This is a genomic window from Pseudomonas savastanoi, assembly GCF_020917325.1.
Classification (GTDB): Bacteria; Pseudomonadota; Gammaproteobacteria; order Pseudomonadales; family Pseudomonadaceae; genus Aquipseudomonas; species Aquipseudomonas amygdali.
The window spans coordinates 226,744-252,619 of the sequence record NZ_CP076652.1 but is presented as its reverse complement, the minus strand read 5'-3'; the positions used below and the strand labels follow the sequence as shown (position 1 = coordinate 252,619).

Sequence of the window (25,876 nt, the reverse complement as noted above, 5' to 3'; positions counted from 1 at the left end):
TTAAATCAATTCCAGCCCGCGCGATCCATCATGCGGATCGCTTCTGCCTGACGCTTGCCTGCCACTTCGACCGGAATGGTGTCGGCCTTGAACTGGCCCCAGCTCGCCACTTCTTCCGAGGGTGCCACTTTCGGATTGGCCGGGAACTCCTGATTGACGCTGGAGAAGATCTTCTGCGCATCCGGACCGGTCATCCACTCGACCAGCGCCTTGGCAGCCTCAGGGTGCGGGGCGTACTTGGTCAGGCCGATACCCGACAGGTTTACGTGTACACCCCGGTCCGCCTGATTCGGCCAGAACAGCTTCACCGCCAGGCCAGGTTTTTCCTTGTGCAGGCGCCCGTAATAGTAGGAATTGACGATGCCCACATCGCACTGCCCGGCATTGATCGCCTCAAGCACTGCGATGTCATCGGAAAAGACATCAGTGGACAGGTTATTCACCCAGCCCTTGAGGATTTTCTCGGATGCTTCGGCACCGTGGGTTTCGATCAGCGTGGCGGTCAACGACTGGTTGTAGACCTTCTTCGCGGTGCGCAGGCACAGGCGCCCTTCCCAGTTCTTGTCGGCCAGCGCTTCATACGTGGTCAGTTCGACAGGCTTCACCCGGTCAGTGGAGTAGGCGATGGTTCGTGCGCGAAGGCTCAGGCCGGTCCAGCCGTGAGTGGATGAGCGATATTGCGGCGGAATGTTGGCTTCTATCACCGGTGAGGTGAATGGCTGCAGGATGCCCATCTGTTCGGCTTGCCAGAGGTTGCCGGCATCGACCGTCAGCAACAGGTCGGCAGTGGCATTCTCGCCCTCGGCCTTGATGCGCTGCATCAATGGCGCTTCCTTGTCGGTGATGAACTTGATCTTCACCCCGGTCTTGGCTGTGTAGGCATCGAACACCGGCTTGATCAGCTCGTCGATCCGGGACGAATACACCACCACTTCATCAGCAGCCTGAGCGGTACTGCCCAGTAAAGTCAGTGTCAGAGCAGCCAGAAGACGCTTGCTTGCCTGCATCGGGGTATCTCGCGTTCGCAAATGAGGCGAAATGGTAGTGAATCCCATTTGCTATCTCAATCGAAGCGGCAGCGGAGCCGTTACCGGATGTTTCTGGCTGACAGCCTGATCAGCAAACGGCCCTGGCTTTGGAAAAGTTCGCAACCCTGCGCAGCTTGTCCACATCGAACACTTCCAGCTGCCCTTCTCCCAGGCGCACGATCTTGCGCTCATGCAGATCCCGAAGCACTTCCAGCAAGGCCGGCGGGGAAAGCGCGAGGCACTCCACGGCCTGAATATCCTCGAGCACAATCAGGCGGCGTGCATGGCTCAACGGACCATAGCCCTCACTGAGCATCAACAGGCGCCATGCGACCCTCGCTCTGGGAGGCAGTCGGCGCATTTTCTCGGGGTTCTGCAGCGGCAAACCGATTTTCTGGCTGAGTAACGCGGCAAACCAGCGCCAGTATTCCGGGTGCCTGTCGAGCAACTCGACGAGAAACTGCTGAGGGATATGCAGAAAGATGCTCTGCTCCAGCGAGCAGACCTCGAAACGGCGCGGCAACCCGTCGAACAGCGAGACTTCGCCAAACCACATAGGCGCACGCATCGGCTCCACACTCGAAAGCCGCTGCTCATGGGCAGCGCCGATACGCACACAGCCCTCCAGCAACACATAAAGACCGCAGGGCAGATCGCCTTTCTCGAACAGCGTCCTGCCAGGCGTCCTGCGCTGCTGGCGAGAAGCGTCCAGCAGGCTATCCTGCAAACCGGCAGGTAAATGAGAAAACCAGTAATCGGATAGCAATCGTGACCGCCACGACACTCCATTTGTCATTTTTGCTCCCTTTTATTTCAGCCATGCGTGTTGTACAACAATCCTGGCTCAAGCCGATTATCGTCTCAGGCAGGAATAATAATGAAAACCCTTGTCGATCATCTCAGCCAATACGCTGCGTATCACCGTGATTCACGCAATATCGTGACGCACTTCGTGGGGCATTCCGCTGATTGTACTCGCCGTGGCGGTACTTCTGTCGCGTCCGGGCTGGGCTGTAAGCGACTTGTGGGTTTCGCCCGCGGCCCTGCTGGCTCTGGGTTCGACGATTTTCTATCTGCGGCTGGACCGTGCACTGGGCGTGGTCATGGCAGTGCTGCTGGCACTGTGCATCTGGGCCGGGGCCAACCTTGCGCAACAGGCAACCATGGTCTGGCTGAGCGCGGGCGTCGGGCTCTTTGTGATCGGCTGGATCATCCAGTTCATCGGCCATTACTACGAAGGGCGCAAACCGGCGTTTATCGATGACGTGACCGGCCTGATCATCGGCCCGCTGTTCGTGATCGCGGAGCTGGCGTTCCTGATGGGCCTGCGCAAACCGCTGCAACACGCCATCGAAGAACGCTCCGGCCCGGTGGGGCGCAATACCCGCAAGGCTGCGATTTAGCGACCGTTAACAATCAGTCTCCGCGCCTTAGCTCGTCAGTCCGCTGGTCCCGCTGGTGTTGTGCAGCCCGGCCAGCAGCAGCCGCTGATACAACTCTTCGCGCAAGCCCTGAGGCTGGTCGAGTTGCATTCGTTGCAAGTGCTCCGGGAAGGCTTCGGGGTCGGGAGCGTCCAGAGTGGCCTTGCCCAACTCGAGGATTTCGGTGAGTTTGAGCTTGCTCTTCAGCCAGTTCAACGCACGCATCAGGTCGCGCTCTTCGCCCGTAAAATCGCACCCCAGCGGGTATTCAGTAAACAGCGACGGATAGCGCGATGCCGTGTCCTTGAGGCGTTCCGGGGTGTTCTCTGTGAAGCGTGGATCAAGGCGGAAGTCCCTGGGCAGCTTCCCGGCCTTTTGCGCCTGCTCGATCAAGCCGGGTTGAAACCGCGAGTCAGTGATGTTGAGGATGCGCTCGATCACCGTGGCGTCGGTCTGACCGCGCAGATCGGCAATGCCGTATTCGGTCACGACAATGTCGCGCAAGTGTCGGGGAATGGTGGTGTGGCCGTACTGCCAGACGATGTTGGAGCTGACCTCGCCGCCCGACTCACGCCAGCTGCGCAGCATCAGAATCGAACGGGCGCCTTCCAGTGCATGGGCCTGCGCCACGAAGTTGTACTGACCGCCCACGCCACTGAGCACCCGGCCGTCTTCCAGCTGATCAGCCACTGCCGCCCCCATCAGGGTGACGGTAAACGCGCTGTTGATGAAGCGCGCATCGCGGCGTTGCAGGCGTTTGAGTTCTTCCTGACCGTAAAGCTCGTTGATATAGCTGATGGCAGTCATGTTGAACTGCGCCAGTCGCTCGGCGGGCAGCTCGCGCAAGCGCTCGTAGAAACTGCTCGGGCCAAGGAAAAAGCCGCCGTGCACCACCACGCCATCGGGATGGGCGTCTTCATCCAGTGTGCCCAGATTGGCCAGCCGCTGCAGCTCTGCGTCGGCATACACCTTGCGGCGCACGATGCCGGCATCGGCCAGTACCAGCAGACCGTTGACGAACATTTCGCTGCAACCGTAAAGACCGCTGGCGAACGGCTGAAGGCCGCCTTCGCGGTCGATCAGGGTCTGCCAGTTACTCATGTTCAACTCGGCCAGCAGGTTGCGCCAGGTATCGTTGTCGGCTTGCCTGGCCAGCAGTGCGCCGGTCAGCGCATCGCCCATCGAGCCGATACCGATCTGTAGCGTGCCGCCGTCACGCACCAGTGTGCTGGCATGCAGGCCGATCAAATGGTCTTGATAACCCACCGGCATGTTCGGGGTGGAAAACAGCGTGCTGCGCTCATCTTCGTTGATCAGCAGGTCAAACGCTTCGACATCCAGCTCCGAGTCGCCCGGCATGTAAGGCAGGTCGGCGTGGACCTGGCCCAGCATGAGGATGGTTTCTCCGGCGGCGCGGCGTTTGGCGATCATGGGCAGCAGGTCGAGGGTCACGTCCGGGTTGCAACTCAGGCTAAGCTTGCCCGGGTGCTGATCGTCACGGGCCACCAGTTGCGCGACCAGATTCAGGCCGTTGGCATTGATATCGCGGGCGGCATGACTGTAATTGCTGCTGACGTAGTCTTGCTGGGCTGACTCACTGTTCAGCAGGCTGCCCGGCTGCATGAAGAATTGCTGCACGCGAATGTTGTGTGGAAGTTTGTCGCGGCGCAACGCGGCCAGAAAATCCAGTTCCGGATAGTCACCGAAGACCCGCTCCAGAAACGGTTCCAGAAACCGCGCCTGCAAACCCTCTCCCGGCGTTGGCCGCCCGAGTGTCAGCGCGGTGTAGATCGTCAGTCGTCGCTCGGGCAACTGGCTGATGCGCTGGTACAGCGCGTTGACGAACCGATTGGGCTTGCCCAGCCCGAGCGGCATGCCGAGGTGAATATGCTCGGGCAACTGCGCCAGAACGTGATCGACAGCGTGCTCGATGGAACAGGAATACGGCATCCCAGCTCTCCTGAATTGTTATTGGTGCAGCTTGGACCGGTGGCAATGTGAAATTGCTGCATGCTCGCCACGCAACTCTCGTTCCCACGCTCCAGCGTGGTAACGAGACAGCGCTTACTTCAGACCCGACATGCTCTGAATGGCGCTCTTGAGTTCGTCGTTTGTGCAATCGCCGCAGGTGCCTTTCGGCGGCATGATTCCCAGGCCTTTGATGGTGCTGGCCAGCAGGCCGTCAAGGCCGCCTTTTTGTCTGGCACGTTCTTCCCAGGCGGCCGTATCACCGGTTTTCGGCGCGTTGAGCAGGCCGACGCTGTGACAGGCGACGCAATGGGCGGCGATGATGTCGTCAGGGGCTCGGGCGGTATCGGCAGCTTGCACATTGAACGCCCACAACGTCAGAACGCCTGCGGTGCTCAGAATCTTCCGGGTCAGCTTCACGCGTTACTCACTGCAAAGAGGGCGGGTCAGAAATTGGCTGGCGTTGCCGCACTGATCAATCGTGCCGGTACGTCGAACGGGTTGCGGAAGCGATGCGGCCGGGTGCTTTCAAAATAATAGCTGTCACCGGCCTCCAGCACGTAGGTGTCGAGACCCACCACCAGCTCCAGTCGCCCCTCGACGAGAATTCCGGTTTCTTCACCGTCGTGGACGAGCATTTCTTCACCGGTATCGGCACCCGGCGGGTAGGTTTCGGTAAGAAAGGCGATGGCACGGCCCTGGTGCGACTTGCCGACCAGCTTCATGGTCACGGCACCGTCCGAGATATCAATCAACTCGCTGGCCTTGTACACCACCTGCGCTGCGTTTTCCGGAACGGTTTCTTCCGAGAAAAACTCGACCATGGACATGGGAATGCCGCCGAGCACTTTGCGCAGCGAGCTGATCGAAGGGCTTACGCTGTTTTTTTCGATCATGGAGATGGTGCTGTTGGTCACGCCTGCGCGCTTGGCGAGTTCACGCTGGGACAGGCCCTTGAGCTTGCGGATCGATTGCAGTCGTTCACCCACGTCCAATGCGATATTCCCCCAGGTTTTGTCAGGTCTAGTCGAGATGAACGCCATCATGGCAACAGCGTTCAATATTTACAACACTTCGACAGACACCAGGCATACAGCGGCCTGACGGACAGGGGCTTGATCAGTCTTCGGAATAGATACGCGGAACGCGACGCAGATTGCAGAAGATTTCGTAGGGAATCGTTTCTGCCCGCGTGGCCACTTCACTGGCGAGCACGTGCTTGCCCCATAACTCGACCCGGCTGCCAAGCCCGGCCTGCGGTACGCCGGTCAAGTCTACGCAAAGCATGTCCATGGACACTCGCCCGAGCAGCCGGGAGGACTGACCGTCGATCTGCACCGGCGTGCCGGTCGGCGCATGACGCGGGTAGCCGTCGGCGTACCCCATTGCCACCACACCAATACGCAATGGCTGGTCACAGACAAACGTCGCGCCATAGCCCACAGCTTCACCGGCAGGCAGTTCACGCACGCTGATGATCTTCGATTCCAGGGTCATGACCGGTTGCAGGCGGTCCGCCAGCGGGTGCGCCTGACCAAACGGCGTGGCACCGTAGAGCATGATGCCGGGGCGCGACCAGTCGCTTGGAATATGCGGCCAGCCCAGAACGGCCGGGGAGTTTTTCAGGCTGGTTTCTGCAACCAGGCCTTTGCGAAAGCTCTCGAATACAGCGAACTGTTCATCACTGCATCCACTGTTCAGTTCATCGGCGCGGGCGAAGTGGCTCATCAGGACGATTCTGGCTACTTTGCCGGTTACCAGCAAGCGCTGATAGGCGGCCTGATATTCATGCGGGTACAGACCGACGCGGTGCATGCCGGTGTCAATCTTGAGCCAGACCGTTAAAGGTTTGGCGAGCTGCGCCTGCTCGATGGCCTCCAGTTGCCAGGTCGAATGCACGACCGTCCAGAAGTTGTGCTCGACAATCAGCGCCAGTTCATCGGCTTCGAAAAAACCTTCAAGCAGCAGAACAGGTGCACGGATGCCTGCCGCGCGTAGCTCGAGCGCTTCTTCGATGCAGGCCACTGCGAAACCGTCGGCCTGGGCTTCCAGTGCCTGGGCAACACGTACCGCACCGTGACCATAGGCATCGGCCTTGATCACCGCGAGCGCTTTGCCGCCGCTGTTTTCACGAGCCAGTTGGTAGTTGTGACGCAGTGCCTGAAGATCAATAAAGGCGCGGGCTGGACGCATGATGACGTTTCTTGCCTGAAGGGTGAAAAGGGTCAGAAAAGCCCGACGCAGAGATGCGTCGGGCACAACAGTATGAAGGCAGCAGACTCAAGGCAGCGCGGCGACAACCGACAGCTCGACAAGGATTTCCGGCTCGCACAGCTTGGCCTCGACGGTTGCACGCGCAGGCGCGAAACCCTTGGGCAGCCATTTGTCCCAGACGCTGTTCATGCCGGCGAAGTCGGCGTCGATGTCTTTCAGGTAAATAGTGACCGACAGAATGCGAGTCTTGTCAGTGCCGGCCAGGTCGAGCAGGCGCTCGATACTGTTCAGAACCTCGCGGGTCTGTTGCTCGACACCTGCAGTCATGTCATCGCCGACCTGGCCCGACAGATAGACGGTGCCGTTGTGGACAACGACCTGACTCATGCGCTCATTGGTGAGCTGGCGCTGGATTGACATGCTGTGCATTCTCCTGAGTGTTGCCGTAACGAGAGATATCGAGACCTTCGGCACTGATACGGGGTGTCTTGCGGGCAATGAGGTCTGCCAGCAAGCGACCGGAACCACACGCCATCGTCCAGCCCAATGTGCCATGGCCGGTATTGAGGAACAGGTTACGGAACGGTGTTGCACCCACAATCGGTGTGCCATCGGGAGTGGTCGGACGCAACCCGGTCCAGAAACTGGCCTGGGTCAGGTCGCCACCCTGAGGATAGAGGTCACCGACGATCATCTCCAGTGTTTCGCGTCGACGTGGGTTGAGCGACAGGTCAAAACCGGCTATTTCCGCCATGCCACCGACCCGGATCCGGTTGTCGAAGCGGGTGATGGCGACCTTGTAGGTTTCATCGAGAATGGTCGAGGTCGGAGCCATGGCCGGGTCAGTGATCGGCACCGTCAGCGAATAGCCCTTCAGCGGGTAAACCGGAGCCTTGATGCCCAGCGGTTTGAGCAGTTGCGGAGAATAGCTGCCCAGCGCCAGCACGTAGCGGTCGGCTGTTTCCAGCTTGCCGTCGATCCACACACCATTGATGCGGTCGCCAGCGTGGTCGAGGCGCTCGATATTCTGTCCGTAGCGGAACTCGACACCCAGCTCGACGGCCATTTCTGCAAGGCGCGTGGTGAACAACTGGCAATCGCCGGTCTGGTCATTCGGCAAGCGCAGTGCACCGCTGAGAATACCGGTCACACCTGCCAGCGCGGGCTCGACACGGGCGATGCCGTCGCGATCCAGCAGCTCGTACGGAACACCGGACTGCTCGAGCACGGCAATATCCTTGGCGGCGTTGTCCAGTTGCGCCTGAGTGCGGAACAACTGGGTAGTGCCCAGGCTGCGCCCTTCGTAGGCAATGCCGGTTTCCAGGCGCAGTTCATCGAGGCAATCACGGCTGTATTCGGACAGGCGCACCATGCGCTCTTTGTTCACGGCATAGCGGCTGGCGGTGCAGTTGCGCAGCATCTGCGCCATCCACAGGTATTGATCGATATCTGCCGTGGCCTTGATCGCCAATGGCGCGTGGCGCTGCAGCAACCACTTGATTGCCTTCAGCGGAACACCCGGCGCGGCCCATGGCGAGGCATAGCCTGGCGAGACCTGCCCGGCATTGGCAAAGCTGGTCTCCATGGCGGCGGCTGGCTGGCGATCTACCACGGTCACTTGAAAACCGGCACGCGCCAGATAATAAGCACTGGTTGTACCGATTACACCACTTCCAAGGACCAGAACGCGCATGTAGATGACCTCATCGCGGATATCCGCTGACGTTTTGAAGTTTTAAGCAAGAATGTGCGCAGTATATTGAGCAATGGGCAGTGCTTCTCACTGTATAAACATCTATATTTGGCGTTTATTCCCGGCGATAAACGCTTTGGTAGAGGGGAAATAACCCATGCGCACTCAACACCAGTCAAATCGTGAACTGGACAAGATCGACCGCAATATCCTGCGCATCCTCCAGGCAGATGGGCGTATCTCGTTTACCGAACTGGGCGAGCGCGTCGGCCTCTCGACCACACCCTGTACCGAGCGGGTTCGCAGGCTGGAACGCGAAGGGATCATCATGGGCTACAACGCCCGCCTGAACCCGCAAAGCCTGAAGGCCAGCCTGCTGGTGTTTGTGGAAATCAGTCTGGACTACAAGTCTGGCGACACCTTCGAGGAGTTCCGCCGTGCCGTGTTGAAGCTTCCGCATGTGCTGGAGTGCCACTTGGTATCAGGCGACTTCGATTACCTGGTCAAGGCGCGCATTTCCGAGATGGCGTCCTACCGCAAACTGCTGGGCGATATCCTGCTCAAACTGCCGCACGTGCGCGAGTCCAAGAGCTATATCGTGATGGAAGAAGTGAAAGAGAGCCTGAACCTGCCGATTGCCGACTGATTGCGCTAGACCAGCACTTGTCGGGTGGAAGCCATATATTCGTGTATCTGCTTCTCTACCCGCGGGTGAATCAGTTCGACCGGGCGACGGCCATTCGGGCATGGCAGGCTTTCGGTGGTGCCGAACAGACGGCAGATCAACGGGCGTTCGTCATACACGGTGCAGCCCTGTGGGCCAAGGTGCACGCAATTGAGCTCATTGAGCGCGGCGTCCTGTTCGGCGGCAGTCTTGCGCGGCAGACGCGACATTTCTTCGGGCGACGTGGTAACCGGGCCGCAGCAGTCGTGGCAGCCTGGCACACACTCGAACGAGGGAATCTGGCGGCGCAGATCACTTATTTTCTGACGGTTGCAGCTCATTGAATCAACCATTCCTACACAATGCGCTGAGTTTGCCCCAGTTGGCAGGCTCATGACAGCGGCTTATCCTCCCCACACGCAAACCGCCACCAACAGGACCCGCTCATGAACGCCCGCGTTCAGCACCCGACTCTTCACGACGACCAGCATGTTGCCTCCTACTACGCCGCCAGCAGCCATCCGCAACCGGATCACCCTGCGCTGCAAGGCGAGGTGAAGGTTGATGTGTGCGTGGTGGGCGGCGGATTTTCCGGCCTTAACACTGCCATCGAACTGGCCGAGCGCGGGTTCAGCGTTGCGCTGCTCGAAGCGCGCAAGATCGGTTGGGGTGCCAGCGGACGCAATGGCGGCCAGCTGATTCGCGGGGTCGGCCACGGTGTCGAGCAGTTCGCCAATGTCATCGGCAGCGAGGGTGTGCGCCAGCTGAAGCTGCTGGGCATCGAGGCGGTCGATATCGTGCGTCAGCGCATCGAGCGGCACTCTATCGATTGCGACCTGAAATGGGGTTATTGCGACCTGGCCAACAAGCCGCGCGACCTGCACAGCCTTGCCGAAGATGCCGATGAACTGCGCAGCCTGGGTTACCGTCATGAGCTTAAGTTGCTGCAAGCCGATCAGATGCGCAGCGTTGTAGGCTCCGACCGTTACGTCGGCGGTTTGATCGACATGGGTTCCGGACATCTGCACCCGTTGAATCTGGCTTTGGGAGAAGCTGCCGTAGCGCAGTCATTGGGCGTTCGGTTGTTCGAACATTCTGCAGTGACGAGAATCGACTACGGCCCGCAGGTCAAAGTGCATACGGCTCAGGGGGCGGTGCTGGCGAAAACTCTGGTGCTGGGCTGCAATGCCTACCTCAACGATCTGAATCCGGAAATAAGCGGCAAGGTATTGCCCGCGGGCAGTTACATCATCGCGACCGAACCCTTGAGCGAGGCTCAGGCCCGGGAAGTGTTGCCGCAGGACATGGCGGTCTGTGATCAGCGCGTGACTGTAGATTACTACCGGCTGTCAGCGGATAGCCGTTTGCTGTTCGGGGGCGCCTGTCACTATTCGGGCCGCGACCCACGGGACATCGCCGCTTACATGCGACCTAAGATGCTCGATGTGTTTCCACAACTGGCTTCAGTGAAGATCGATTACCAGTGGGGTGGGATGATCGGCATCGGTGCCAATCGCCTGCCGCAAATTGGCCAGCTCAAGCAGCACCCCAACGTGTTTTATGCTCAGGCTTACTCGGGCCATGGTCTGAACGCGACACACCTTGCAGGTCGCTTGCTGGCAGAAGCCATCGCCGGGCAACACAGCGATGGCTTCGAGCTATTCGCCAAAGTGCCACACATGACCTTTCCGGGCGGTAAACACTTGCGCTCGCCGTTACTGGCATTGGGCATGCTCTGGCACCGGCTCAAAGAGCTGCGCTGAACGGCTCAGGGCCTCCAGAACGGTTTCATCGCTTCGACCCGCGCCTGCTGGAAATCCAGCCCGATGTCGCGCAACTGATCGTCCGTCAGCTCCAGCAAGGTGCGGCGAGAGGCCCAGCGGTGACGATACAGCGCCCAACGACCCATGCCCGCCAACAGATCGACCTTGTTTGAGCGGACCGTTCTGACCGCAGTTGGCCGATAGTCATTCAATTCCTGGCTGTGAAGCGCAAGGCGTACATCGCTGAACCCGTTCATTTCCGATTCCCTCATCCTGGGTGGGTGTGGGTCTATGATGAAACGAACGGCCAGACCATTACAGATTCAAAAACAGGTTATATTTTCCATACAGATGAGGCGAAAACAGCACTGAATGCTATATTTTTGCCCAATCTGTATTGCTATACCACGCTCACCAGCCTGAGAGTACGTCATGACGCTTTACGTCAACCTCGCCGAACTGCTCGGCTCGCGGATCGAAAACGGCTTCTACCGCCCTGGCGACCGCCTGCCATCAGTGCGCGCGTTAAGTGTCGAACATGGCGTCAGCCTGAGCACCGTGCAGCAAGCGTATCGGGTGCTGGAGGACAACGGCCTGGCAGCGCCGAAACCCAAATCCGGCTATTTCGTATCGGTCAGTCGAGCGGCACCTGCACTGCCTGCTGTCGGGCGACCCGTCCAGCGGCCTGTGGATATCTCTCAATGGGATCAGGTACTGGACCTGATTCGGGTGGCACCTCTCGAAGCGGTCACGCAACTGGGGCGCGGCATGCCCGATGTCACCAGCCCTACCCTGAAACCGTTGATGCGCGCGCTGAGTCAGCTGAGTCGTCACCAAGACATGCCGGGGCTGTATTACGACAACATCTACGGCGTTCGCAGGCTGCGTGAGCAAATCGCCCGACTGATGCTCGACTCGGGCTGCAACCTGACCGCCAATGACCTGATCGTCACCAATGGCTGCCATGAAGCGCTGTCAGCGAGTGTCCGGGCCATCTGCTCGCCGGGTGACATCGTTGCAGTGGACTCGCCCAGCTTCTTCGGTGCCATGCAGACGCTAAAGGGCGTGGGCATGAAAGCCCTGGAAATCCCCACAGACCCATTGACCGGCATCAGCCTCGAGGCGTTGGAACTGGCCCTTGAGCAATGGCCGATCAAGGTCATTCAGCTGACGCCCAATTGCAACAACCCGCTGGGTTACGTCATGCCCGAAGCCCGCAAACGTGCGTTGCTGACGCTGGCGCAACGTTTCGATGTGGCGATCATCGAGGACGATGTGTATGGCGATCTTGCTTACAACTACCCTCGCCCGCGCACCATCAAATCCTTCGATGAAGACGGTCGTGTCCTGCTGTGCAGCTCGTTTTCCAAGACCCTGGCACCCGGCCTGCGGATTGGCTGGGTAGCGCCGGGGCGGTATCTGGAGCAGGTGCTGCACATGAAATACATCGGCACCGGCTCGACTGCACCGCAGCCACAGTTGGCCATCGCCGACTTCATCGAAGGCGGCCATTACGAGCCGCATGTGCGGCGCATGAGAACCCAATACCAGCGCAGTCGCGACCAGATGATCGACTGGGTAATGCGCTACTTTCCCGAAGGCACCCGCGCCAGCCGCCCGCAAGGCGGTTTCATGCTGTGGGTGGAACTTGCCGAAGGCTTCGACACGTTGCGTCTGAACCGCGCCCTGCTGAGCAAGGGTGTACAGATCGCGGTGGGCAGTATTTTTTCCGCCTCGGGCAAGTACCGTAACTGCATGCGCATGAACTTCGCGTCCAAACCGAGCCGCGAAATCGAGAACGCTGTGCGTACCGTGGGCGAGACAATTGCACTACTGAATGCGCAAACTGACTGACACAGGCAAATCTTTCCCGGTTTTTCGGGTCATAACGCCAAGTCGAGCCATGTACAGACGCGGAAGATCAATTTGAATAACTCATGGGCCTTGCCCTTTTGCCTGCTGGTTGCACTGTGCGTCAGCGGTTGCGCGCACCAGCAAATTGCCAGCGAGCCAAGCCAGGCCATGCCGCCCTCGAGTTCTGCTTTCGGCCGCTCTATTCAAGCCATGGCGATGCCCCACGACGGGCGTTCCGGCTTTCGCCTGCTGCCCGACAGCAGCGATGCATTCAAGGCGCGCGCCGAACTGATCCGTAACGCCAAAAGCAGTCTCGACCTGCAGTATTACATCGTCCATGACGGCCTGAGCACGCGCGCTCTGATCGACGAACTGCTCAAAGCGGCAGACCGTGGCGTGCGGGTGCGCATCCTGCTGGACGACACCACCAGCGACGGGCTGGATCAGGCCATCGCCACCCTCGCCGCGCACCCGAACATTCAGATTCGCCTGTTCAACCCGCAAAATCTGGGACGCGAGACCGGCATAACGCGCAGCCTGGGGCGCTTGATGAACCTGTCGCGTCAGCACCGGCGCATGCACAACAAGCTGTGGCTGGCCGACAGCAGTGTGGCCATCGTTGGCGGGCGCAATCTGGGCGATGAATACTTCGACGCCGAACCGAACCTGAACTTCACCGATATCGACATGCTCAGCGTGGGGCCGGTTGCCGAACAGCTCGGCCACAGCTTCGATCAATACTGGAACAGCACGCTCAGCAAGCCCATCGATGCGTTCATGTACTTCCTGCCCGACGGTGAGGATCTGGCCCAGGCCCGGCAGCGGCTGGACGATTCGCTGGAGCAGGCGCATCAGCAACACAAGGCCCTGTATGAGCGATTGATGGCCTACAAGACTCAGCCACGCATGAAGACCTGGCTCAACGAGCTGGTCTGGGCGCACAGCCAGGCATTGTGGGACGCGCCGACCAAGGTACTGGCGCAGGGTGATCCGGATCCGCACCTGCTGCTGACCACGCAACTGGCCCCCGAGCTGCTGAACACTCACAAGGAACTGATGCTGATTTCGGCGTACTTTGTACCGGGGCAGGAAGGTTTGCTGTACCTGACCGGCCGTGCCGATGCCGGCGTCAACGTCAGCCTGCTGACCAATTCACTGGAAGCCACTGACGTGCCTGCCGTGCATGGCGGTTATGCGCCTTACCGCAAGGCGCTGCTGGAGCATGGCGTGAAGCTGTTCGAACTGCGCCGCCAGCCTGGCGATACCGAAATCATGCGCGGCAGCGGCCCGCATTTGTTCAAGAAAAGCAGCTCGTTGGCCAGTTCGGAATCAAGCCTGCACAGCAAGGCGATGATCTTCGATCGGCAGAAAATATTTGTCGGCTCATTCAATTTCGATCCGCGTTCTGTGCTGTGGAACACCGAAGTCGGCGTGCTGGTCGACAGTCCGCAACTGGCCGAAGAGCTGCGCGAACTGACGCTTCAGGGTATGGCTCCCTCGCTCACTTACCAGGCGAAGCTGGAGGATGGCAAAGTGGTGTGGGTGACCGAAGACAATGGCCAGATCCACACGCTGCATACCGAACCCGGTGACTGGTGGCGGCGTTTCAACGCGTGGATGAGCCGTGCCATCGGCCTGGAAAGAATGCTTTAGGCGGGCGCAGCCTGGGCAACCCCGAACGCTCCGCGTCGCCGGATCAGAATCAGCAGGCCAAAGGCACCTGCCGCCATCAGCAGCGGCAAGGCCTCACCGCTGACCCATTGGCTGCCCGCGCCTGCTATCAGGGGCCCGATCAGGCACCCGATGCCCCACAGTTGAGCGACATGCGCATTGGCACGGACCAGTGAATCATCGCGGTAACGCTCGCCGATCAGGATCAGCGACAGGGTAAACAGCCCCCCAGCACTGGCGCCGAACACTGTCCAGAGCGGCCAGATCAGAACGGTATCGATCAGTAACGGCACCAGCAGACTGGACGCCAGCAACAAGGCGGCGCATCCGGTAAACATTGCGCGGCGCGAGATGCGATCAGCGAGCATACCGATCGGCAGCTGCAGTAACGCGTCACCTATCACCACCACACTGACCATGATCAGGGCGATTTCCGGGGTGAACCCGTGGCGTATGCAGTAGAGCGGCAGCAGCGTGAGGATCAAGGCTTCGAATGCAGCGAACAGCGCCACCGCCCAGGCGATAGCGGGCATGCCGCGACAGAAGCCCGCCAGATCAGTGAAGGTCACGTTGCAGGATTCGGTCGACGGCGCCCCCGTGCGACCCAGCAGCAGGAACGGGGAGCCAACCAGTAGCAGCACACCAATCCAGAAGCCGTAATCGGCCTGAGTGCCGATAACACCCAGTAACAGCGGGCCAGCCAGTTGGCTTAAGGCGTAAGTGCTGCCATACAGCGCGACCAGCCGCCCGCGCAGACGCTCGATCACCAGTTGGTTGATCCAGCTTTCACCCAACACGAAGACGATGGTCAGAATAATCCCGAGCGCCAGGCGCAAGACCAGCCAGACCCCGTAATACGGCAGCAGCGCCAGTGCGCCGACCGAAACGGCGCCGCCCCAAAGGCACAAGCGCATAAGGTTGGCCGTACCGAAGCGCGCGGCCAGACGACTGGCCAGCGCCGCCCCCACCAGCACGCCCACCGCAGGCATCGCCGCCATGATGCCAATGGCAAACGAGCCGTAGCCCCAGCCTGCCAGACGCAATGAAACCAGCGGCATGCTGACGCCCATTGCCAACCCGACGCCCAGTACGGACGCCAGCACGGCAAAATAAGTACCCCAACGCATTTTCAAGCTCCTGCCTGCCCTCACTGCACAATCAAGACCGGACGCAGAGCGTCCAGAACGGCATGCGACGCGGAGCGTCGCACGATAGTTGAGGTTATCGTTCCTCACGCTCCAGCGTGGGAATGCCGTGCGTGACGCTCCGCGTCACAAATCTGCGCCGCACTGCAAAAGCAAGCCAGGACGCGGAGCGTCCAGAACGGCATGCGACACGGAGCGTCGCACGATAGTTGAGGTTATCGTTCCTCACGCTCCAGCGTGGGAATGCCGTGCGTGACGCTCCGCGTCACAAATCTGCGCCGTACTGCAAAAGCAAGCCAGGACGCGGAGCGTCCAGAACGGCATGCGACGCGGAGCGTCGCACGATAGTTAAGGTTATCGTTCCTCACGCTCCAGCGTGGGAATGCCGTGCGTGACGCTCCGCGTCACAAATCTGCGCCGCACTGCAAAAGCAAGCCAGGACGCGGAGCGTCCAGATCGGCATGCGACGCGGAGCGTCGCACGATAGTTGAGGTTATCGTTCCTCACGCTCCAGCGTGGGAATGCCGTGCGTGACGCTCCGCGTCACAAATCTGCGCCGCGCCGCAGACGCAAGACCGGACGCGGAACGTCCAGAACGGCGTACCGACGCTGGAGCGTCGGCACGATAGGTGTCACGCTCCTGACTTACAGCTTGATCCAGGTGGATTTCAGCTCGGTATATTTGTCGAAGGCATGCAGCGATTTATCACGACCGTTGCCTGACTGCTTGAAGCCACCGAACGGGGCAGTCATATCGCCGCCGTCGTATTGGTTGACCCATACGCTGCCTGCGCGCAGTGCTTTGGAGGTCAGGTGTGCTCTTGAGATATTGGCGGTCCACACGGCAGCAGCCAGGCCATAAGGCGTGTCGTTGGCTATCTGTATCGCTTCTTCGTCGCTGTCGAACGTCAGCACTGAAAGTACCGGGCCGAAGATCTCCTCTTGGGCGATCTTCATGGCGTTGTTCACGCCGTCGAAAATGGTCGGTTCGACGTACGTGCCGCCGGTCTCCTGCAGAATGCGCTTGCCGCCCGCAACCAGTCTGGCACCCTCGGCGTGGCCGGCTTCGATGTAAGACAGCACTGTGTTCATCTGCTGGGTGTCGACCAGCGCGCCAACATTGGTCGCAGGGTCCAGCGGATTGCCGGGCTTCCAGGTGGCCAATGCCTCAATCACCATCGGCAGGAAGCGCTCCTTGATGGAGCGCTCGACCAGCAGCCGCGAGCCGGCAGTGCAGACCTCGCCCTGGTTGAAGGCAATTGCGCTGGCGGCTGCTTCGGCGGCGGCCTGCAAATCCGGCGCGTCGGCAAAGACGATATTCGGGCTCTTGCCACCGGCTTCCAGCCAGACGCGTTTCATGTTCGACTCGCCTGCGTAAATCATCAGTTGCTTGGCGATTTTGCTCGAACCGGTAAACACCACGGTATCCACGTCCATATGCAGCGCCAGCGCCTTGCCGACGGTATGACCGTAACCCGGCAATACGTTGAGCACGCCCGCAGGAATGCCTGCCTCGATGGCCAGTTGCGCAATACGAATGGCGGTCAGCGGAGATTTCTCCGACGGTTTCAGGATCACTGAGTTGCCGGTGGACAATGCAGGACCAAGCTTCCAGCAAGCCATCATCAACGGGAAGTTCCACGGCACGATGGCGGCGACGACACCCACCGGCTCGCGCGTTACCAGACCCAGTTGGTCATGAGGCGTTGCCGCGACCTCGTCATACAGCTTGTCGATGGCCTCGCCGCTCCAGCTCAGGGCTCTGGCAGCACCGGGGATGTCGACGCCGAACGAGTCGCCAATCGGCTTGCCCATGTCCAGAGTCTCAAGCAGGGCCAGCTCTTCGGCATTTTGCTTGAGCAGCCCGGCGAAACGGATCATGGTTTCCTTGCGTTTGGCCGGAGCCAGTCGCGACCAGGCACCCGAGTTGAAGGCGCTGCGCGCACTGTCGACAGCGCGTTGCGCGTCAGCGGTGTCGCAACTGGCGACCTTGGCAAGCATCCGGCCATCGACCGGGCTGATGCAATCAAACGTCTCGCCGGAGGAGGCTGCGGTGTATTCACCTTGAATGAAGGCACGGCCTTCGATCTTCAAATTCTGGGCGCGTTGCTCCCAGTCAGCACGAGTCAGGGTGGTCATTTGCATGTCCTCCTCTTGTTGAATGTGGGTGTGTCATGGTTGATTAAAGACACAATCTGAAATTTTTCAGGAAGGCCGTTACCCTAAACCAGCGGCCCGACAAAACCAATATATTTGACATAAATAGCCGCTAAGGTGCTTTTATGTTGATTTTATTAAACAGCTCCGCACGCGCGCCGAGGCACTAACGCACAGCACGCACATCAAACCCTCAACGCATTCAGGACAAGGGGCCCATTATGAGCATCGAAAGCATCGTCGACTTCAGTGAAGCCAGCACCGCCGCCGAGCACTATCGCCCTGCACCGGAAAAGGTCTTCAAGGGTGATCCGGCACAAACCCTCTACAACCACTACAACAGCCCCTGCGGACAGATGAGCGCGGGCGTCTGGAATGGCGAGCCCGGGCAGTGGCAGGTGAGTTACTCGGAGCATGAGTATTGCGAGATTGTGCAGGGTGTTTCAGTCCTGCGCGACGAGCAGGGCAACGCGAAAACCCTGCGCGCAGGCGACCGCTTCGTGATTCCGGCCGGCTTCAAGGGCACCTGGGAGGTGCTGGAAACATGCCGCAAGATTTATGTGGTGTTTGAACCCACTGCAGATAAATAAGTACCGCCCTTGCAGCTGCGCCAGGAGCGCAGACACAAAAAAACCCGCCGAAGCGGGTTTTTTTGTAGCCGACAGAATCAATTACTTGATTTTGCCTTCTTTGTAGATCACGTGCTTACGTACAACCGGATCGAATTTTTTGATTTCGATTTTATCCGGGGTAGTACGTTTGTTCTTGTCGGTGGTGTAGAAATGGCCTGTACCAGCGCTCGACACCAAACGGATCAATTCACGCATGATTCTCTCCCTTAAATTTTGCCGTCGCGACGCAGTTCAGCGAGCACAACTTCAATGCCACGCTTGTCGATGATACGCATGCCTTTAGCAGATACGCGCAGACGAACAAAACGCTTCTCGCCTTCAACCCAGAAGCGGTGATGCTGCAGGTTTGGCAGGAAACGACGACGGGTTTTGTTGTTTGCGTGGGAAATGTTATTCCCAGTCACCGGACCCTTACCGGTAACTTGACATACTCTCGACATGCCTCAGCCCTCTAAAACCACATGCCCAACCCGGCATGGGTTGGCCGCTTAATCTCTCAGTCATTTGGCGCCAGGCGCCGCGTTTCTTTAAGGGTCTTACCGGCTACACCTACAGTGAAGGAACCGGGCCCCTAGAAAAGAGCGCTGCTTTATACCAGAAACCCTTGGACGCAACAACAGGCAAAGCACTTTGACCCGAATGAATCCGCTCTGCGCGGCGGTATGCTCAAGCAATGCGGGGGCACAGGCAAATCGACCGCTCGTCGCACCGTGACGATTGTTCTACGCCAGTACATGGTCTAGGGTTAGTCCCTCACCAGACTGCGCCGGCAGATGGGGCCCTTTCTGAATAGGAAATAACGCCATGCGCCTAGCTGCACTCCCTTTTTTGCTTGTTCCGTTGCTGCTTCCGATTGCTGCCCAGGCATCGAGCCTTGTGGTCTGTACCGAAGCCAGCCCCGAAGGCTTCGACGTTGTGCAGTACAACTCGCTGACCACCACCAACGCATCGGCCGACGTGCTGATGAACCGTCTGGTGGACTTCGATGCCCAGAGCGGCAAGCTGGTACCGAGCCTGGCAGAAAGCTGGACGGTCTCCGCTGATGGCCTGACTTACGACTTCAAGCTGCGCTCCGGAGTGAAATTTCATACCACCGACTATTTCAAGCCGACCCGCGAGCTGAGCGCCGATGATGTGCTGTTCAGCTTCCAGCGCATGCTCGACCCGCAGAACCCGTGGCACAAGATCGCCCAGAGCGGCTTCCCGCATGCGCAATCGATGCAGTTGCCCGCGCTGATCAAGAGTATCGAAGCGCCCGATGCACACACCGTACGCTTTACGCTCAACCATGCGGACTCGACCTTCCTTGCCACGCTGAGCATGGGGTTTGCGTCGATCTACTCGGCCGAATATACCGCGCAACTCCTGAAAGCCGGCACACCGGAAAAACTCAACAGCCAGCCGATCGGCACCGGGCCGTTCGTGTTCAAGCGCTTCCAGAAAGATGCAGTGGTGCGTTATGAGGCGTTCAAGGATTACTTCGCCGGCAAGTCTGATGTCGACACCTTGGTGTATGCCATCACAGCGGACGCCAATGTGCGCCTGCAGAAAGTCCGTCAGAACGAATGCCAGATAGCGCTTTCGCCCAAGCCTCTGGACATTAAAGCGGCTAGCGAGGATGACTCGCTCAAGGTCGAGAAGACTGAAGCATTCATGACCGCGTTTGTCGCGATCAACAGCCAGCATCCGCCGTTCGACAAGCCGGAAGTTCGCCAGGCCATCAACCTGGCGTTCGACAAGGACAACTACCTGAAAGCCGTGTTCGAAGGCACCGCTGAGGCGGCCAATGGCCCTTACCCGCCCAACACCTGGAGTTACGCCAAGGACCTGCCCGGCTATCAGCACGATGTCGCCAAGGCCAAGGCTTTGCTGGCTAAAGCCGGTGTGAAAGACGGCTTCAAGACCACTATCTGGACCCGGCCTTCCGGCAGCCTGCTGAACCCGAATCCGAGTCTGGGCGCTCAACTGCTGCAGTCTGACTTGAAACAGATAGGTATTGATGCCGAGATCAAGATCATTGAATGGGGCGAATTGATTCGCCGCGCCAAGGCCGGTGAACATGATCTGCTGTTCATGGGCTGGGCGGGCGACAATGGCGACCCGGATAACTTCCTGACCCCGCAGTTCTCGTGTGCAGCCGTGCAGTCGGGCACCAACTTCGCCCGTTATTGCGACAAGACACTGGACAAGCTGATCGCAGACGGTAAATCAGTCAGTGATCAGGCCGAGCGCAGCAAACTGTATCACCAGGCGCAGCAGCAGATTCAGCAGCAGGCACTGTGGATCCCCCTCGCCCACCCGACGGCCGCAGCCCTGGTACGCAAGGATGTCACGGGCTATCAAGTCAGCCCGTTTGGCAGGCAGGATTTCTACAAGGTGCAGGTCAAGTAAGTCGCCAGAGTGACCCAGGCCTGTCTGTGTGATGTCGTGCCAATGTTTGCATTGGCACGACCTCTCTGAAGACAGGACGCAGAGCGTCCCGAACGGCATTACCACGCAGAGCGTGGGAAAGATAAACCGAATCCCGCCCTATCGCTCCGCGTGAGCGCTACATCAACCCGCGCTCGACCATCGACAATGGCTCGCCGTCGCCCACGATCACGTGGTCAAGCACATGAACATCCACCAGCATCAGTGCTTCCTTGAGGCGCTTGGTCAGGTCAATGTCGGAACGGCTGGGCGTGGTGATACCCGAAGGATGGTTGTGGCAGAGGATCAGGCTGGCGGCGTTGTGAGCCATCGCTCGCTTCACCACCTGGCGCGGATGCACATAGGAGGCGTTGATCGTCCCGCGAAACAGTATCTCGAAGGTCATGACCCGGTGCTTGTTATCCAGAAACAGGCAGGCGAAAACTTCATGTTGTTCATGTCTGAGCTGAGCCTTCAGGTAGTTGCGCACCTGAGTGGGGTTTTCCAGCGCCGAGTCACGGCGCAAGGACTCGGCCATGTGCCGGCGCGCCATCTCCATGACTGCCTGCAACTGAGCAAATTTGGCAGGCCCCAGCCCGAGCTGGGAGGTAAACGTGGACAGGTCAGCATCCAGTAACGATCTGAGCCCGTCGAATTGATTCAGAAGATGACGAGCAAGGTCTACGGCGCTTTTTCCGGCCACCCCGGTGCGTAAAAAGATAGCCAGCAACTCTGCGTCGGAAAGGCTCCCCGCCCCCAACTCCAACAAGCGTTCCCGCGGGCGTTCGGCCGCGGGCCAACTGCGAATACTCATAGCACCTCCATGTGTTTGGGCACCGCTGTTGCGGTGCAGTCGCTGTGCTATCTTAGCCCATCTTTTTTGCGCGACGACCTGGCCTGGGGAGGCGTCATGGGCATCGCGTATTCACTCGACCAAAAAGGCAGGTCTATGCAGCGGCTGTATCGAAAACGCATCGTTCTTGGCGTCGGCGGCGGCATCGCGGCCTACAAGAGCGCCGAGCTGGTCCGCCGCCTGCGCGATCAGGGCGCTGAAGTGCGTGTTGTCATGACCAAAGGCGGAGCGGAGTTCATCACGCCGCTGACCATGCAGGCCCTGTCCGGGCACCCTGTGCATCTGGATCTTCTCGACCCGGCCGCCGAGGCCGCGATGGGCCATATCGAACTGGCCAAATGGGCCGACCTGATCCTGATCGCCCCGGCCACCGCCGACCTCATCGCGCGCCTGGCGCAAGGCATCGCCAACGACTTGCTGACCACCATCGTGCTGGCAACCGATGCCACCGTCGCCATCGCACCGGCGATGAATCAGGCAATGTGGCGTGACGCCTCAGTGCAGGCCAATACCCGGCTGCTTGAAGAGCGTGACTTTCGCGTGTTCGGGCCAGCGTCCGGCAGTCAGGCCTGCGGTGATGTCGGCTTCGGGCGCATGCTGGAGGCCGACGATCTGGCCCAGTGCGCAGCGGACTGTTTCCAGCGCCTGAGCCTGACCGGCAAGCATGTGTTGATCACCGCTGGCCCGACCCAGGAAAACATCGATCCGGTGCGCTACATCACCAACCACAGCTCCGGAAAAATGGGCTTTGCCCTGGCCGAAGCGGCTGTGGAAGCCGGTGCACGCGTCACGCTGATCACCGGGCCAGTCAACCTGCCAACGCCGGATCGCGTCTCGCGCATCGACGTGGTCAGTGCCCGCGACATGCTGGCGGCGTGCGAGGCTGCCATCCCTTGTGACCTGTTCATCGCCTCGGCAGCGGTGGCTGACTACCGTCCGGAAGTTGTCGCCCCGCACAAATTGAAGAAAGATCCTTCAAACGGTGACGGCTTGCTGCTGCAGATGGTCCGCAATCCGGATATTCTGGCGACCATCGCAACCCGCCCGGACCGTCCTTTCAGTGTCGGCTTCGCCGCCGAGACCGAACACCTGCTCGACTATGCTGCCCGCAAGCTCAAGGACAAGAACCTGGACCTGATTGTCGCCAACGATGTCGCCAACCCCAGCATCGGCTTCAACAGTGAAGAGAACGCTTGCAGCGTGATTGACCGGGCGTTGCACGCAACGCTTTTTGCCCAGACCAGCAAGGCCAAGATTGCCCGCCAGCTGATCACTTTTATCGCCGACCGCATGAATCAGGTTTAACTACGAATGCACGCTCTACAAGCCAAGATCCTCGACCCTCGCATTGGCAACGAATTTCCACTCCCGGCCTACGCCACTGTTGGTTCGGCAGGCCTGGACCTGCGTGCCATGCTCAAGGAAGATACCGTTCTCGAGCCCGGCCAGACCCTGCTGATCCCTACCGGCCTGTCGATTTACATCGGCGATCCGGGCCTGGCCGCGTTGATCCTGCCGCGCTCCGGCCTGGGTCACAAACATGGCATCGTGCTGGGTAACCTGGTGGGTCTGATCGACTCCGATTATCAGGGCGAGCTGATGGTGTCGTGCTGGAACCGTGGCCAGACTGCATTCAACATCGCGGTGGGCGAGCGTATTGCGCAACTGGTGTTGGTGCCTGTGGTGCAGGCGCACTTTGAACTGGTTGAAGCATTCGACGAAAGTCAGCGTGGCGCAGGCGGCTTCGGCCACTCCGGCAGCCATTAATCGTCATTCGGCAAATAATCCGGGTTTGGAAAAGGCTCAGGGAGAGGTCGGTGAAAGGCAGTCAGCACAGCGCTTCACAGCACGCCATACCCGCCGATAACTCGCCTCCGGCTGCGAGCCTCAAAGGACTCGCGCCTGGCCTGGTGCCTGCCGCCATCGGCCTGCTGATTGCTGCGGTACTGGTCTGGACGGCTCTGGCCACAGGTCCGCAGCAACAGGACCAGCTTGTTCAGGCCTGGGGCGGCAGTCAGGCAGCAGCGGTGGGTCTGGCGCTGCATCAGATCAACGCCGACACTCAATCGGCTGCCACCAGCGCAGCACTTGCACAGACGCTTCAGAGCAATGATGCCTCCGCGTTGCTGGCAGCACAGGATCGCTTCACTCGCTGGGACGGCCTGGCAGGCGCGCGGCTTTACCCCAAAGGCCTGGCTGACGTCGATACACAGGGCGCGTTGCCGGTAAGCTTTGCCACGCTGGATATGCTCAACAAGGCTGCACAAGGCGAAGTCGTTGCCCCGGAGGCTCGCAAGGTGGGCGAGCGCTGGTTGATCTACAGTGCTGCACCGGTACGTGCCGCGGCAACTCAGCCGGTGGTGGGCACACTGCTGCTGGCCTTTGACCTGCAGCGCTTGCTCAATGCCTTGCCCGCACTGCCTGCCGAGGCCGGACAAGTGGTGCTCAGCCAGCAGTTCGGTAGCGGACCTGCACAGGTTTTCCTGCAGCGCGGTCAGGCAGACGGCGGCAAACCGCAGGTGTTCGATACCGGCTATTCCGGCTGGAAACTCGAATTCACGCCCGGTCCCGGCCTGAAAACTTCGCCTTCCGTCGTGCTTTTGCTGCTGGCGCTGGTTATTGCTGCAGCAGGCGTACTGCTTGGCTTGCATCGCAGCGAGAGAACTCTGCAACGGCGTATTTGCGCCGACGCACGACAACTGGATCAGTTGCTCCAAGAACTCTCACGCGGAAAAGCCGTCAAACCCTTCGGTTTGAGCCTCCCGGCCCTTAGTGGTCTGGCTCAGACCCTTGCTCGTGTCTCGCTTCGCAGTCAACCCCAGGCAGTGCCTGTGCCGGTTGTCGGTGAGCAGCGCGATGCAGATATTGCCAAAGGCAGTGCTTCGTCCACAGTGGCTGCATCACGCACCGACTGGACCGATCCACTGTTTCAAGATACCGATATCCTTGATATCGACCTTCTCGACGAAAACCAGGACTTCCTGAGATCGGAGCATTCCCTCGCTATGAACAGCCCAGCATCCGTGGCACCCAACCTTCCCGAGACTATTTTCCGCGCCTACGACATCCGTGGCGTGGTAGGGGACACCCTCAACGCTGAAACGGCTTACTGGATCGGCCGCGCCATCGGCTCCGAAAGCCTGGCGCAGAACGAACCCAACGTCAGCGTCGGTCGCGATGGTCGCCTTTCCGGCCCGGAACTGGTGCAGCAACTGATTCAAGGCTTGCACGACAGCGGCTGCCATGTCAGCGATGTGGGCCTGGTGCCGACACCTGCGCTGTATTACGCCGCCAACGTGCTGGCAGGCAAGACCGGTGTGATGCTGACCGGCAGCCACAACCCCAAGGACTACAACGGCTTCAAGATCGTCATCGCGGGCGATACCCTGGCCAACGAGCAGATCCAGGCGCTGCATGAGCGTATCAAGACCAACAACCTGACTTCGCAGAAAGGCAGCATCACTAAAGTCGACATCCTCGATCGCTACTTCAAGCAGATCAAGGATGACATCGTCATGGCCCGCAAGCTGAAGGTCGTGGTCGACTGCGGCAACGGCGCGGCAGGCGTTATCGCCCCACAACTGATCGAAGCACTGGGCTGTGAAGTGATCTCGCTGTTCGCGGAAGTGGACGGCAATTTCCCCAACCACCACCCGGACCCGGGCAAGCTGGAAAACCTGCAGGACCTGATCGCCAAGGTCAAGGAAACCGGTGCCGATCTGGGCCTGGCGTTCGACGGTGACGGTGACCGTGTCGGTGTCGTGACCAACGAGGGTAATGTGGTTTACCCGGATCGCCTGTTGATGCTGTTCGCGCTGGACGTGCTCAAGCGCAACCCGGGCGCCGACATCATTTTCGACGTCAAATGCACACGTCGCCTGACTCCGCTGATTCGCGAGCATGGCGGTCGTCCGGTCATGTGGAAAACCGGCCACTCGCTGATCAAGAAAGAAATGAAAAAGAGCGGCGCGCTGCTCGCGGGTGAAATGAGCGGCCACATCTTCTTCAAGGAACGCTGGTTCGGTTTCGACGACGGTATCTACAGCGCGGCACGTCTGCTGGAGATCCTCAGCCAGGAGTCGGCCAATGCCGAAGACCTGTTCGAAACCTTCCCGAACGATATTTCGACGCCTGAAATCAACATCAAGGTGACGGATGTCACCAAGTTCAGCATCATCAAGGCCCTTGAAACCGATGCGCAGTGGGGCGACGCCAAACTGACCACCATCGACGGTGTCCGTGTGGACTATCCGAAGGGTTGGGGTCTGGTCCGTGCGTCCAATACCACGCCGGTACTGGTGCTACGCTTCGAGGCCGAAACCGAGGCTGAGTTGCAGCGCATCAAGGACGTGTTCCACGCTGAGCTGAAAAAAGTTGCGCCGGATCTCGACCTGCCATTTTGAT

At 59.6% G+C, this 25,876-nt stretch carries 24 protein-coding genes and 1 pseudogene; 10 read left to right on the top strand and 15 right to left on the bottom strand.

Going from position 1 to position 25,876, the window contains the following annotated elements:
• Positions 1 to 5: 5 nt before the first annotated feature.
• Complete coding sequence (locus KP808_RS01185) at positions 6 to 1,007, bottom strand: extracellular solute-binding protein (protein WP_230017297.1); 1,002 nt, start codon at positions 1,005 to 1,007, stop codon at positions 6 to 8.
• A gap of 109 nt (positions 1,008 to 1,116) precedes the next feature.
• Positions 1,117 to 1,824, bottom strand: a complete 708-nt coding sequence (locus KP808_RS01180; protein WP_230017296.1) for a Crp/Fnr family transcriptional regulator — start codon at positions 1,822 to 1,824, stop codon at positions 1,117 to 1,119.
• 81 nt (positions 1,825 to 1,905) lie between these two features.
• Here KP808_RS01180 and KP808_RS01175 point away from each other — a divergent pair.
• Positions 1,906 to 2,431: pseudogene (locus tag KP808_RS01175) on the top strand (Mpo1 family 2-hydroxy fatty acid dioxygenase).
• 27 nt (positions 2,432 to 2,458) lie between these two features.
• Here the strand turns inward: KP808_RS01175 and KP808_RS01170 are convergent.
• The 6 genes from KP808_RS01170 to dadA form a co-directional block, all read right to left on the bottom strand.
• Positions 2,459 to 4,399 (bottom strand): acetyl-CoA hydrolase/transferase C-terminal domain-containing protein, encoded by a 1,941-nt coding sequence (locus KP808_RS01170; protein ID WP_230017295.1) that lies wholly within the window; start codon positions 4,397 to 4,399, stop codon positions 2,459 to 2,461.
• 114 nt (positions 4,400 to 4,513) lie between these two features.
• Positions 4,514 to 4,837, bottom strand: coding sequence for a c-type cytochrome (locus KP808_RS01165; RefSeq protein ID WP_058402736.1), 324 nt, complete (start codon positions 4,835 to 4,837; stop codon positions 4,514 to 4,516).
• 26 nt (positions 4,838 to 4,863) lie between these two features.
• Positions 4,864 to 5,412 carry a cupin domain-containing protein gene (locus KP808_RS01160; protein WP_004655316.1) on the bottom strand — a complete coding sequence of 183 codons (549 nt, stop codon included), beginning with the start codon at positions 5,410 to 5,412 and terminating at the stop codon, positions 4,864 to 4,866.
• Positions 5,413 to 5,536: 124 nt separating this feature from the next.
• The gene (gene alr / locus KP808_RS01155; protein WP_230017294.1) at positions 5,537 to 6,610 is read right to left on the bottom strand and encodes an alanine racemase; all 1,074 of its coding nucleotides are present in this window, start codon (positions 6,608 to 6,610) and stop codon (positions 5,537 to 5,539) included.
• An 87-nt stretch (positions 6,611 to 6,697) separates the two neighbouring features.
• Positions 6,698 to 7,051, bottom strand: coding sequence for a RidA family protein (locus tag KP808_RS01150; RefSeq protein WP_230017293.1), 354 nt, complete (start codon positions 7,049 to 7,051; stop codon positions 6,698 to 6,700).
• The gene (gene dadA, locus KP808_RS01145) at positions 7,023 to 8,324 is read right to left on the bottom strand and encodes a D-amino acid dehydrogenase (protein WP_005744838.1); all 1,302 of its coding nucleotides are present in this window, start codon (positions 8,322 to 8,324) and stop codon (positions 7,023 to 7,025) included. The genes KP808_RS01150 and dadA overlap by 29 nt, the downstream gene beginning before the upstream one ends.
• A 157-nt stretch (positions 8,325 to 8,481) precedes the next feature.
• Here dadA and KP808_RS01140 point away from each other — a divergent pair, with 157 nt between their 5' ends.
• Positions 8,482 to 8,970 carry an Lrp/AsnC ligand binding domain-containing protein gene (locus tag KP808_RS01140; RefSeq protein ID WP_004655323.1) on the top strand — a complete coding sequence of 163 codons (489 nt, stop codon included), beginning with the start codon at positions 8,482 to 8,484 and terminating at the stop codon, positions 8,968 to 8,970.
• Positions 8,971 to 8,975: 5 nt separating this feature from the next.
• On the opposite strand, the gene KP808_RS01135 is transcribed toward KP808_RS01140, so the two are convergent.
• Positions 8,976 to 9,329: a YkgJ family cysteine cluster protein gene (locus tag KP808_RS01135; protein ID WP_058402733.1), complete on the bottom strand. Its 354-nt coding sequence runs from the start codon at positions 9,327 to 9,329 to the stop codon at positions 8,976 to 8,978.
• 105 nt (positions 9,330 to 9,434) lie between these two features.
• On the opposite strand from KP808_RS01135, the gene KP808_RS01130 reads away from it, so the two are divergent.
• On the top strand, positions 9,435 to 10,751 hold the full coding sequence (locus tag KP808_RS01130) for an NAD(P)/FAD-dependent oxidoreductase (protein WP_230017292.1): 1,317 nt from the start codon (positions 9,435 to 9,437) through the stop codon (positions 10,749 to 10,751).
• Between the two features lie 5 nt (positions 10,752 to 10,756).
• On the opposite strand, the gene KP808_RS01125 is transcribed toward KP808_RS01130, so the two are convergent.
• Positions 10,757 to 11,008 carry a DUF1127 domain-containing protein gene (locus KP808_RS01125; protein ID WP_058408219.1) on the bottom strand — a complete coding sequence of 84 codons (252 nt, stop codon included), beginning with the start codon at positions 11,006 to 11,008 and terminating at the stop codon, positions 10,757 to 10,759.
• 175 nt (positions 11,009 to 11,183) lie between these two features.
• Here KP808_RS01125 and KP808_RS01120 point away from each other — a divergent pair, with 175 nt between their 5' ends.
• Together KP808_RS01120 and KP808_RS01115 are read left to right on the top strand one after the other, a co-directional pair.
• Positions 11,184 to 12,605, top strand: a complete 1,422-nt coding sequence (locus KP808_RS01120) for an aminotransferase-like domain-containing protein (protein WP_002551520.1) — start codon at positions 11,184 to 11,186, stop codon at positions 12,603 to 12,605.
• Between the two features lie 72 nt (positions 12,606 to 12,677).
• Positions 12,678 to 14,258 (top strand): phospholipase D family protein, encoded by a 1,581-nt coding sequence (locus KP808_RS01115; RefSeq protein WP_230017291.1) that lies wholly within the window; start codon positions 12,678 to 12,680, stop codon positions 14,256 to 14,258.
• Here KP808_RS01115 and KP808_RS01110 read toward each other — a convergent pair.
• Together KP808_RS01110 and KP808_RS01105 are read right to left on the bottom strand one after the other, a co-directional pair.
• Positions 14,255 to 15,403, bottom strand: a complete 1,149-nt coding sequence (locus KP808_RS01110; RefSeq protein ID WP_230017290.1) for an MFS transporter — start codon at positions 15,401 to 15,403, stop codon at positions 14,255 to 14,257. The genes KP808_RS01115 and KP808_RS01110 overlap by 4 nt on opposite strands.
• A 663-nt stretch (positions 15,404 to 16,066) precedes the next feature.
• Positions 16,067 to 17,560, bottom strand: a complete 1,494-nt coding sequence (locus KP808_RS01105; RefSeq protein ID WP_122281543.1) for an aldehyde dehydrogenase — start codon at positions 17,558 to 17,560, stop codon at positions 16,067 to 16,069.
• A 239-nt stretch (positions 17,561 to 17,799) separates the two neighbouring features.
• Between KP808_RS01105 and KP808_RS01100 the strand changes: the two genes are divergently transcribed.
• Positions 17,800 to 18,168: a cupin domain-containing protein gene (locus KP808_RS01100; protein ID WP_058402729.1), complete on the top strand. Its 369-nt coding sequence runs from the start codon at positions 17,800 to 17,802 to the stop codon at positions 18,166 to 18,168.
• Between the two features lie 81 nt (positions 18,169 to 18,249).
• Here the strand turns inward: KP808_RS01100 and rpmG are convergent, their stop codons facing one another.
• Positions 18,250 to 18,405: a 50S ribosomal protein L33 gene (gene rpmG / locus KP808_RS01095; RefSeq protein ID WP_002551515.1), complete on the bottom strand. Its 156-nt coding sequence runs from the start codon at positions 18,403 to 18,405 to the stop codon at positions 18,250 to 18,252.
• A gap of 11 nt (positions 18,406 to 18,416) precedes the next feature.
• Positions 18,417 to 18,650 carry a 50S ribosomal protein L28 gene (rpmB, locus tag KP808_RS01090; protein ID WP_002551514.1) on the bottom strand — a complete coding sequence of 78 codons (234 nt, stop codon included), beginning with the start codon at positions 18,648 to 18,650 and terminating at the stop codon, positions 18,417 to 18,419.
• Between the two features lie 364 nt (positions 18,651 to 19,014).
• Here rpmB and KP808_RS01085 point away from each other — a divergent pair, with 364 nt between their 5' ends.
• Positions 19,015 to 20,601 (top strand): ABC transporter substrate-binding protein, encoded by a 1,587-nt coding sequence (locus tag KP808_RS01085; RefSeq protein ID WP_058409284.1) that lies wholly within the window; start codon positions 19,015 to 19,017, stop codon positions 20,599 to 20,601.
• 157 nt (positions 20,602 to 20,758) lie between these two features.
• On the opposite strand, the gene radC is transcribed toward KP808_RS01085, so the two are convergent.
• Positions 20,759 to 21,433, bottom strand: coding sequence for a RadC family protein (gene radC / locus KP808_RS01080; RefSeq protein ID WP_002551512.1), 675 nt, complete (start codon positions 21,431 to 21,433; stop codon positions 20,759 to 20,761).
• 135 nt (positions 21,434 to 21,568) lie between these two features.
• Between radC and coaBC the strand changes: the two genes are divergently transcribed.
• The 3 genes from coaBC to KP808_RS25935 are packed head-to-tail and all read left to right on the top strand — an operon-like array spanning position 21,569 to position 25,875.
• Positions 21,569 to 22,777, top strand: a complete 1,209-nt coding sequence (gene coaBC / locus KP808_RS01075; RefSeq protein WP_058402726.1) for a bifunctional phosphopantothenoylcysteine decarboxylase/phosphopantothenate--cysteine ligase CoaBC — start codon at positions 21,569 to 21,571, stop codon at positions 22,775 to 22,777.
• A gap of 6 nt (positions 22,778 to 22,783) precedes the next feature.
• The gene (dut, locus tag KP808_RS01070; protein WP_005731629.1) at positions 22,784 to 23,239 is read left to right on the top strand and encodes a dUTP diphosphatase; all 456 of its coding nucleotides are present in this window, start codon (positions 22,784 to 22,786) and stop codon (positions 23,237 to 23,239) included.
• Between the two features lie 50 nt (positions 23,240 to 23,289).
• Positions 23,290 to 25,875: a phosphomannomutase/phosphoglucomutase gene (locus tag KP808_RS25935; protein WP_326839554.1), complete on the top strand. Its 2,586-nt coding sequence runs from the start codon at positions 23,290 to 23,292 to the stop codon at positions 25,873 to 25,875.
• Position 25,876 lies beyond the last annotated feature (1 nt).

What these genes read in the sequence shown, in the direction of transcription:
- KP808_RS01185 (WP_230017297.1), bottom strand. Translation starts at nt 1,007, where the DNA reads ATGCAGGCAAGCAAGCGTCTTCTGGCTGCTCTGACACTGACTTTACTG.
- KP808_RS01180 (WP_230017296.1), bottom strand. Translation starts at nt 1,824, where the DNA reads ATGACAAATGGAGTGTCGTGGCGGTCACGATTGCTATCCGATTACTGG.
- KP808_RS01170 (WP_230017295.1), bottom strand. Translation starts at nt 4,399, where the DNA reads ATGCCGTATTCCTGTTCCATCGAGCACGCTGTCGATCACGTTCTGGCG.
- alr (WP_230017294.1), bottom strand. Translation starts at nt 6,610, where the DNA reads ATGCGTCCAGCCCGCGCCTTTATTGATCTTCAGGCACTGCGTCACAAC.
- KP808_RS01150 (WP_230017293.1), bottom strand. Translation starts at nt 7,051, where the DNA reads ATGTCAATCCAGCGCCAGCTCACCAATGAGCGCATGAGTCAGGTCGTT.
- dadA (WP_005744838.1), bottom strand. Translation starts at nt 8,324, where the DNA reads ATGCGCGTTCTGGTCCTTGGAAGTGGTGTAATCGGTACAACCAGTGCT.
- KP808_RS01140 (WP_004655323.1), top strand. Translation starts at nt 8,482, where the DNA reads ATGCGCACTCAACACCAGTCAAATCGTGAACTGGACAAGATCGACCGC.
- KP808_RS01135 (WP_058402733.1), bottom strand. Translation starts at nt 9,329, where the DNA reads ATGAGCTGCAACCGTCAGAAAATAAGTGATCTGCGCCGCCAGATTCCC.
- KP808_RS01130 (WP_230017292.1), top strand. Translation starts at nt 9,435, where the DNA reads ATGAACGCCCGCGTTCAGCACCCGACTCTTCACGACGACCAGCATGTT.
- KP808_RS01125 (WP_058408219.1), bottom strand. Translation starts at nt 11,008, where the DNA reads ATGAACGGGTTCAGCGATGTACGCCTTGCGCTTCACAGCCAGGAATTG.
- KP808_RS01120 (WP_002551520.1), top strand. Translation starts at nt 11,184, where the DNA reads ATGACGCTTTACGTCAACCTCGCCGAACTGCTCGGCTCGCGGATCGAA.
- KP808_RS01110 (WP_230017290.1), bottom strand. Translation starts at nt 15,403, where the DNA reads ATGCGTTGGGGTACTTATTTTGCCGTGCTGGCGTCCGTACTGGGCGTC.
- KP808_RS01105 (WP_122281543.1), bottom strand. Translation starts at nt 17,560, where the DNA reads ATGACCACCCTGACTCGTGCTGACTGGGAGCAACGCGCCCAGAATTTG.
- KP808_RS01100 (WP_058402729.1), top strand. Translation starts at nt 17,800, where the DNA reads ATGAGCATCGAAAGCATCGTCGACTTCAGTGAAGCCAGCACCGCCGCC.
- rpmG (WP_002551515.1), bottom strand. Translation starts at nt 18,405, where the DNA reads ATGCGTGAATTGATCCGTTTGGTGTCGAGCGCTGGTACAGGCCATTTC.
- rpmB (WP_002551514.1), bottom strand. Translation starts at nt 18,650, where the DNA reads ATGTCGAGAGTATGTCAAGTTACCGGTAAGGGTCCGGTGACTGGGAAT.
- KP808_RS01085 (WP_058409284.1), top strand. Translation starts at nt 19,015, where the DNA reads ATGCGCCTAGCTGCACTCCCTTTTTTGCTTGTTCCGTTGCTGCTTCCG.
- radC (WP_002551512.1), bottom strand. Translation starts at nt 21,433, where the DNA reads ATGAGTATTCGCAGTTGGCCCGCGGCCGAACGCCCGCGGGAACGCTTG.
- coaBC (WP_058402726.1), top strand. Translation starts at nt 21,569, where the DNA reads ATGCAGCGGCTGTATCGAAAACGCATCGTTCTTGGCGTCGGCGGCGGC.
- dut (WP_005731629.1), top strand. Translation starts at nt 22,784, where the DNA reads ATGCACGCTCTACAAGCCAAGATCCTCGACCCTCGCATTGGCAACGAA.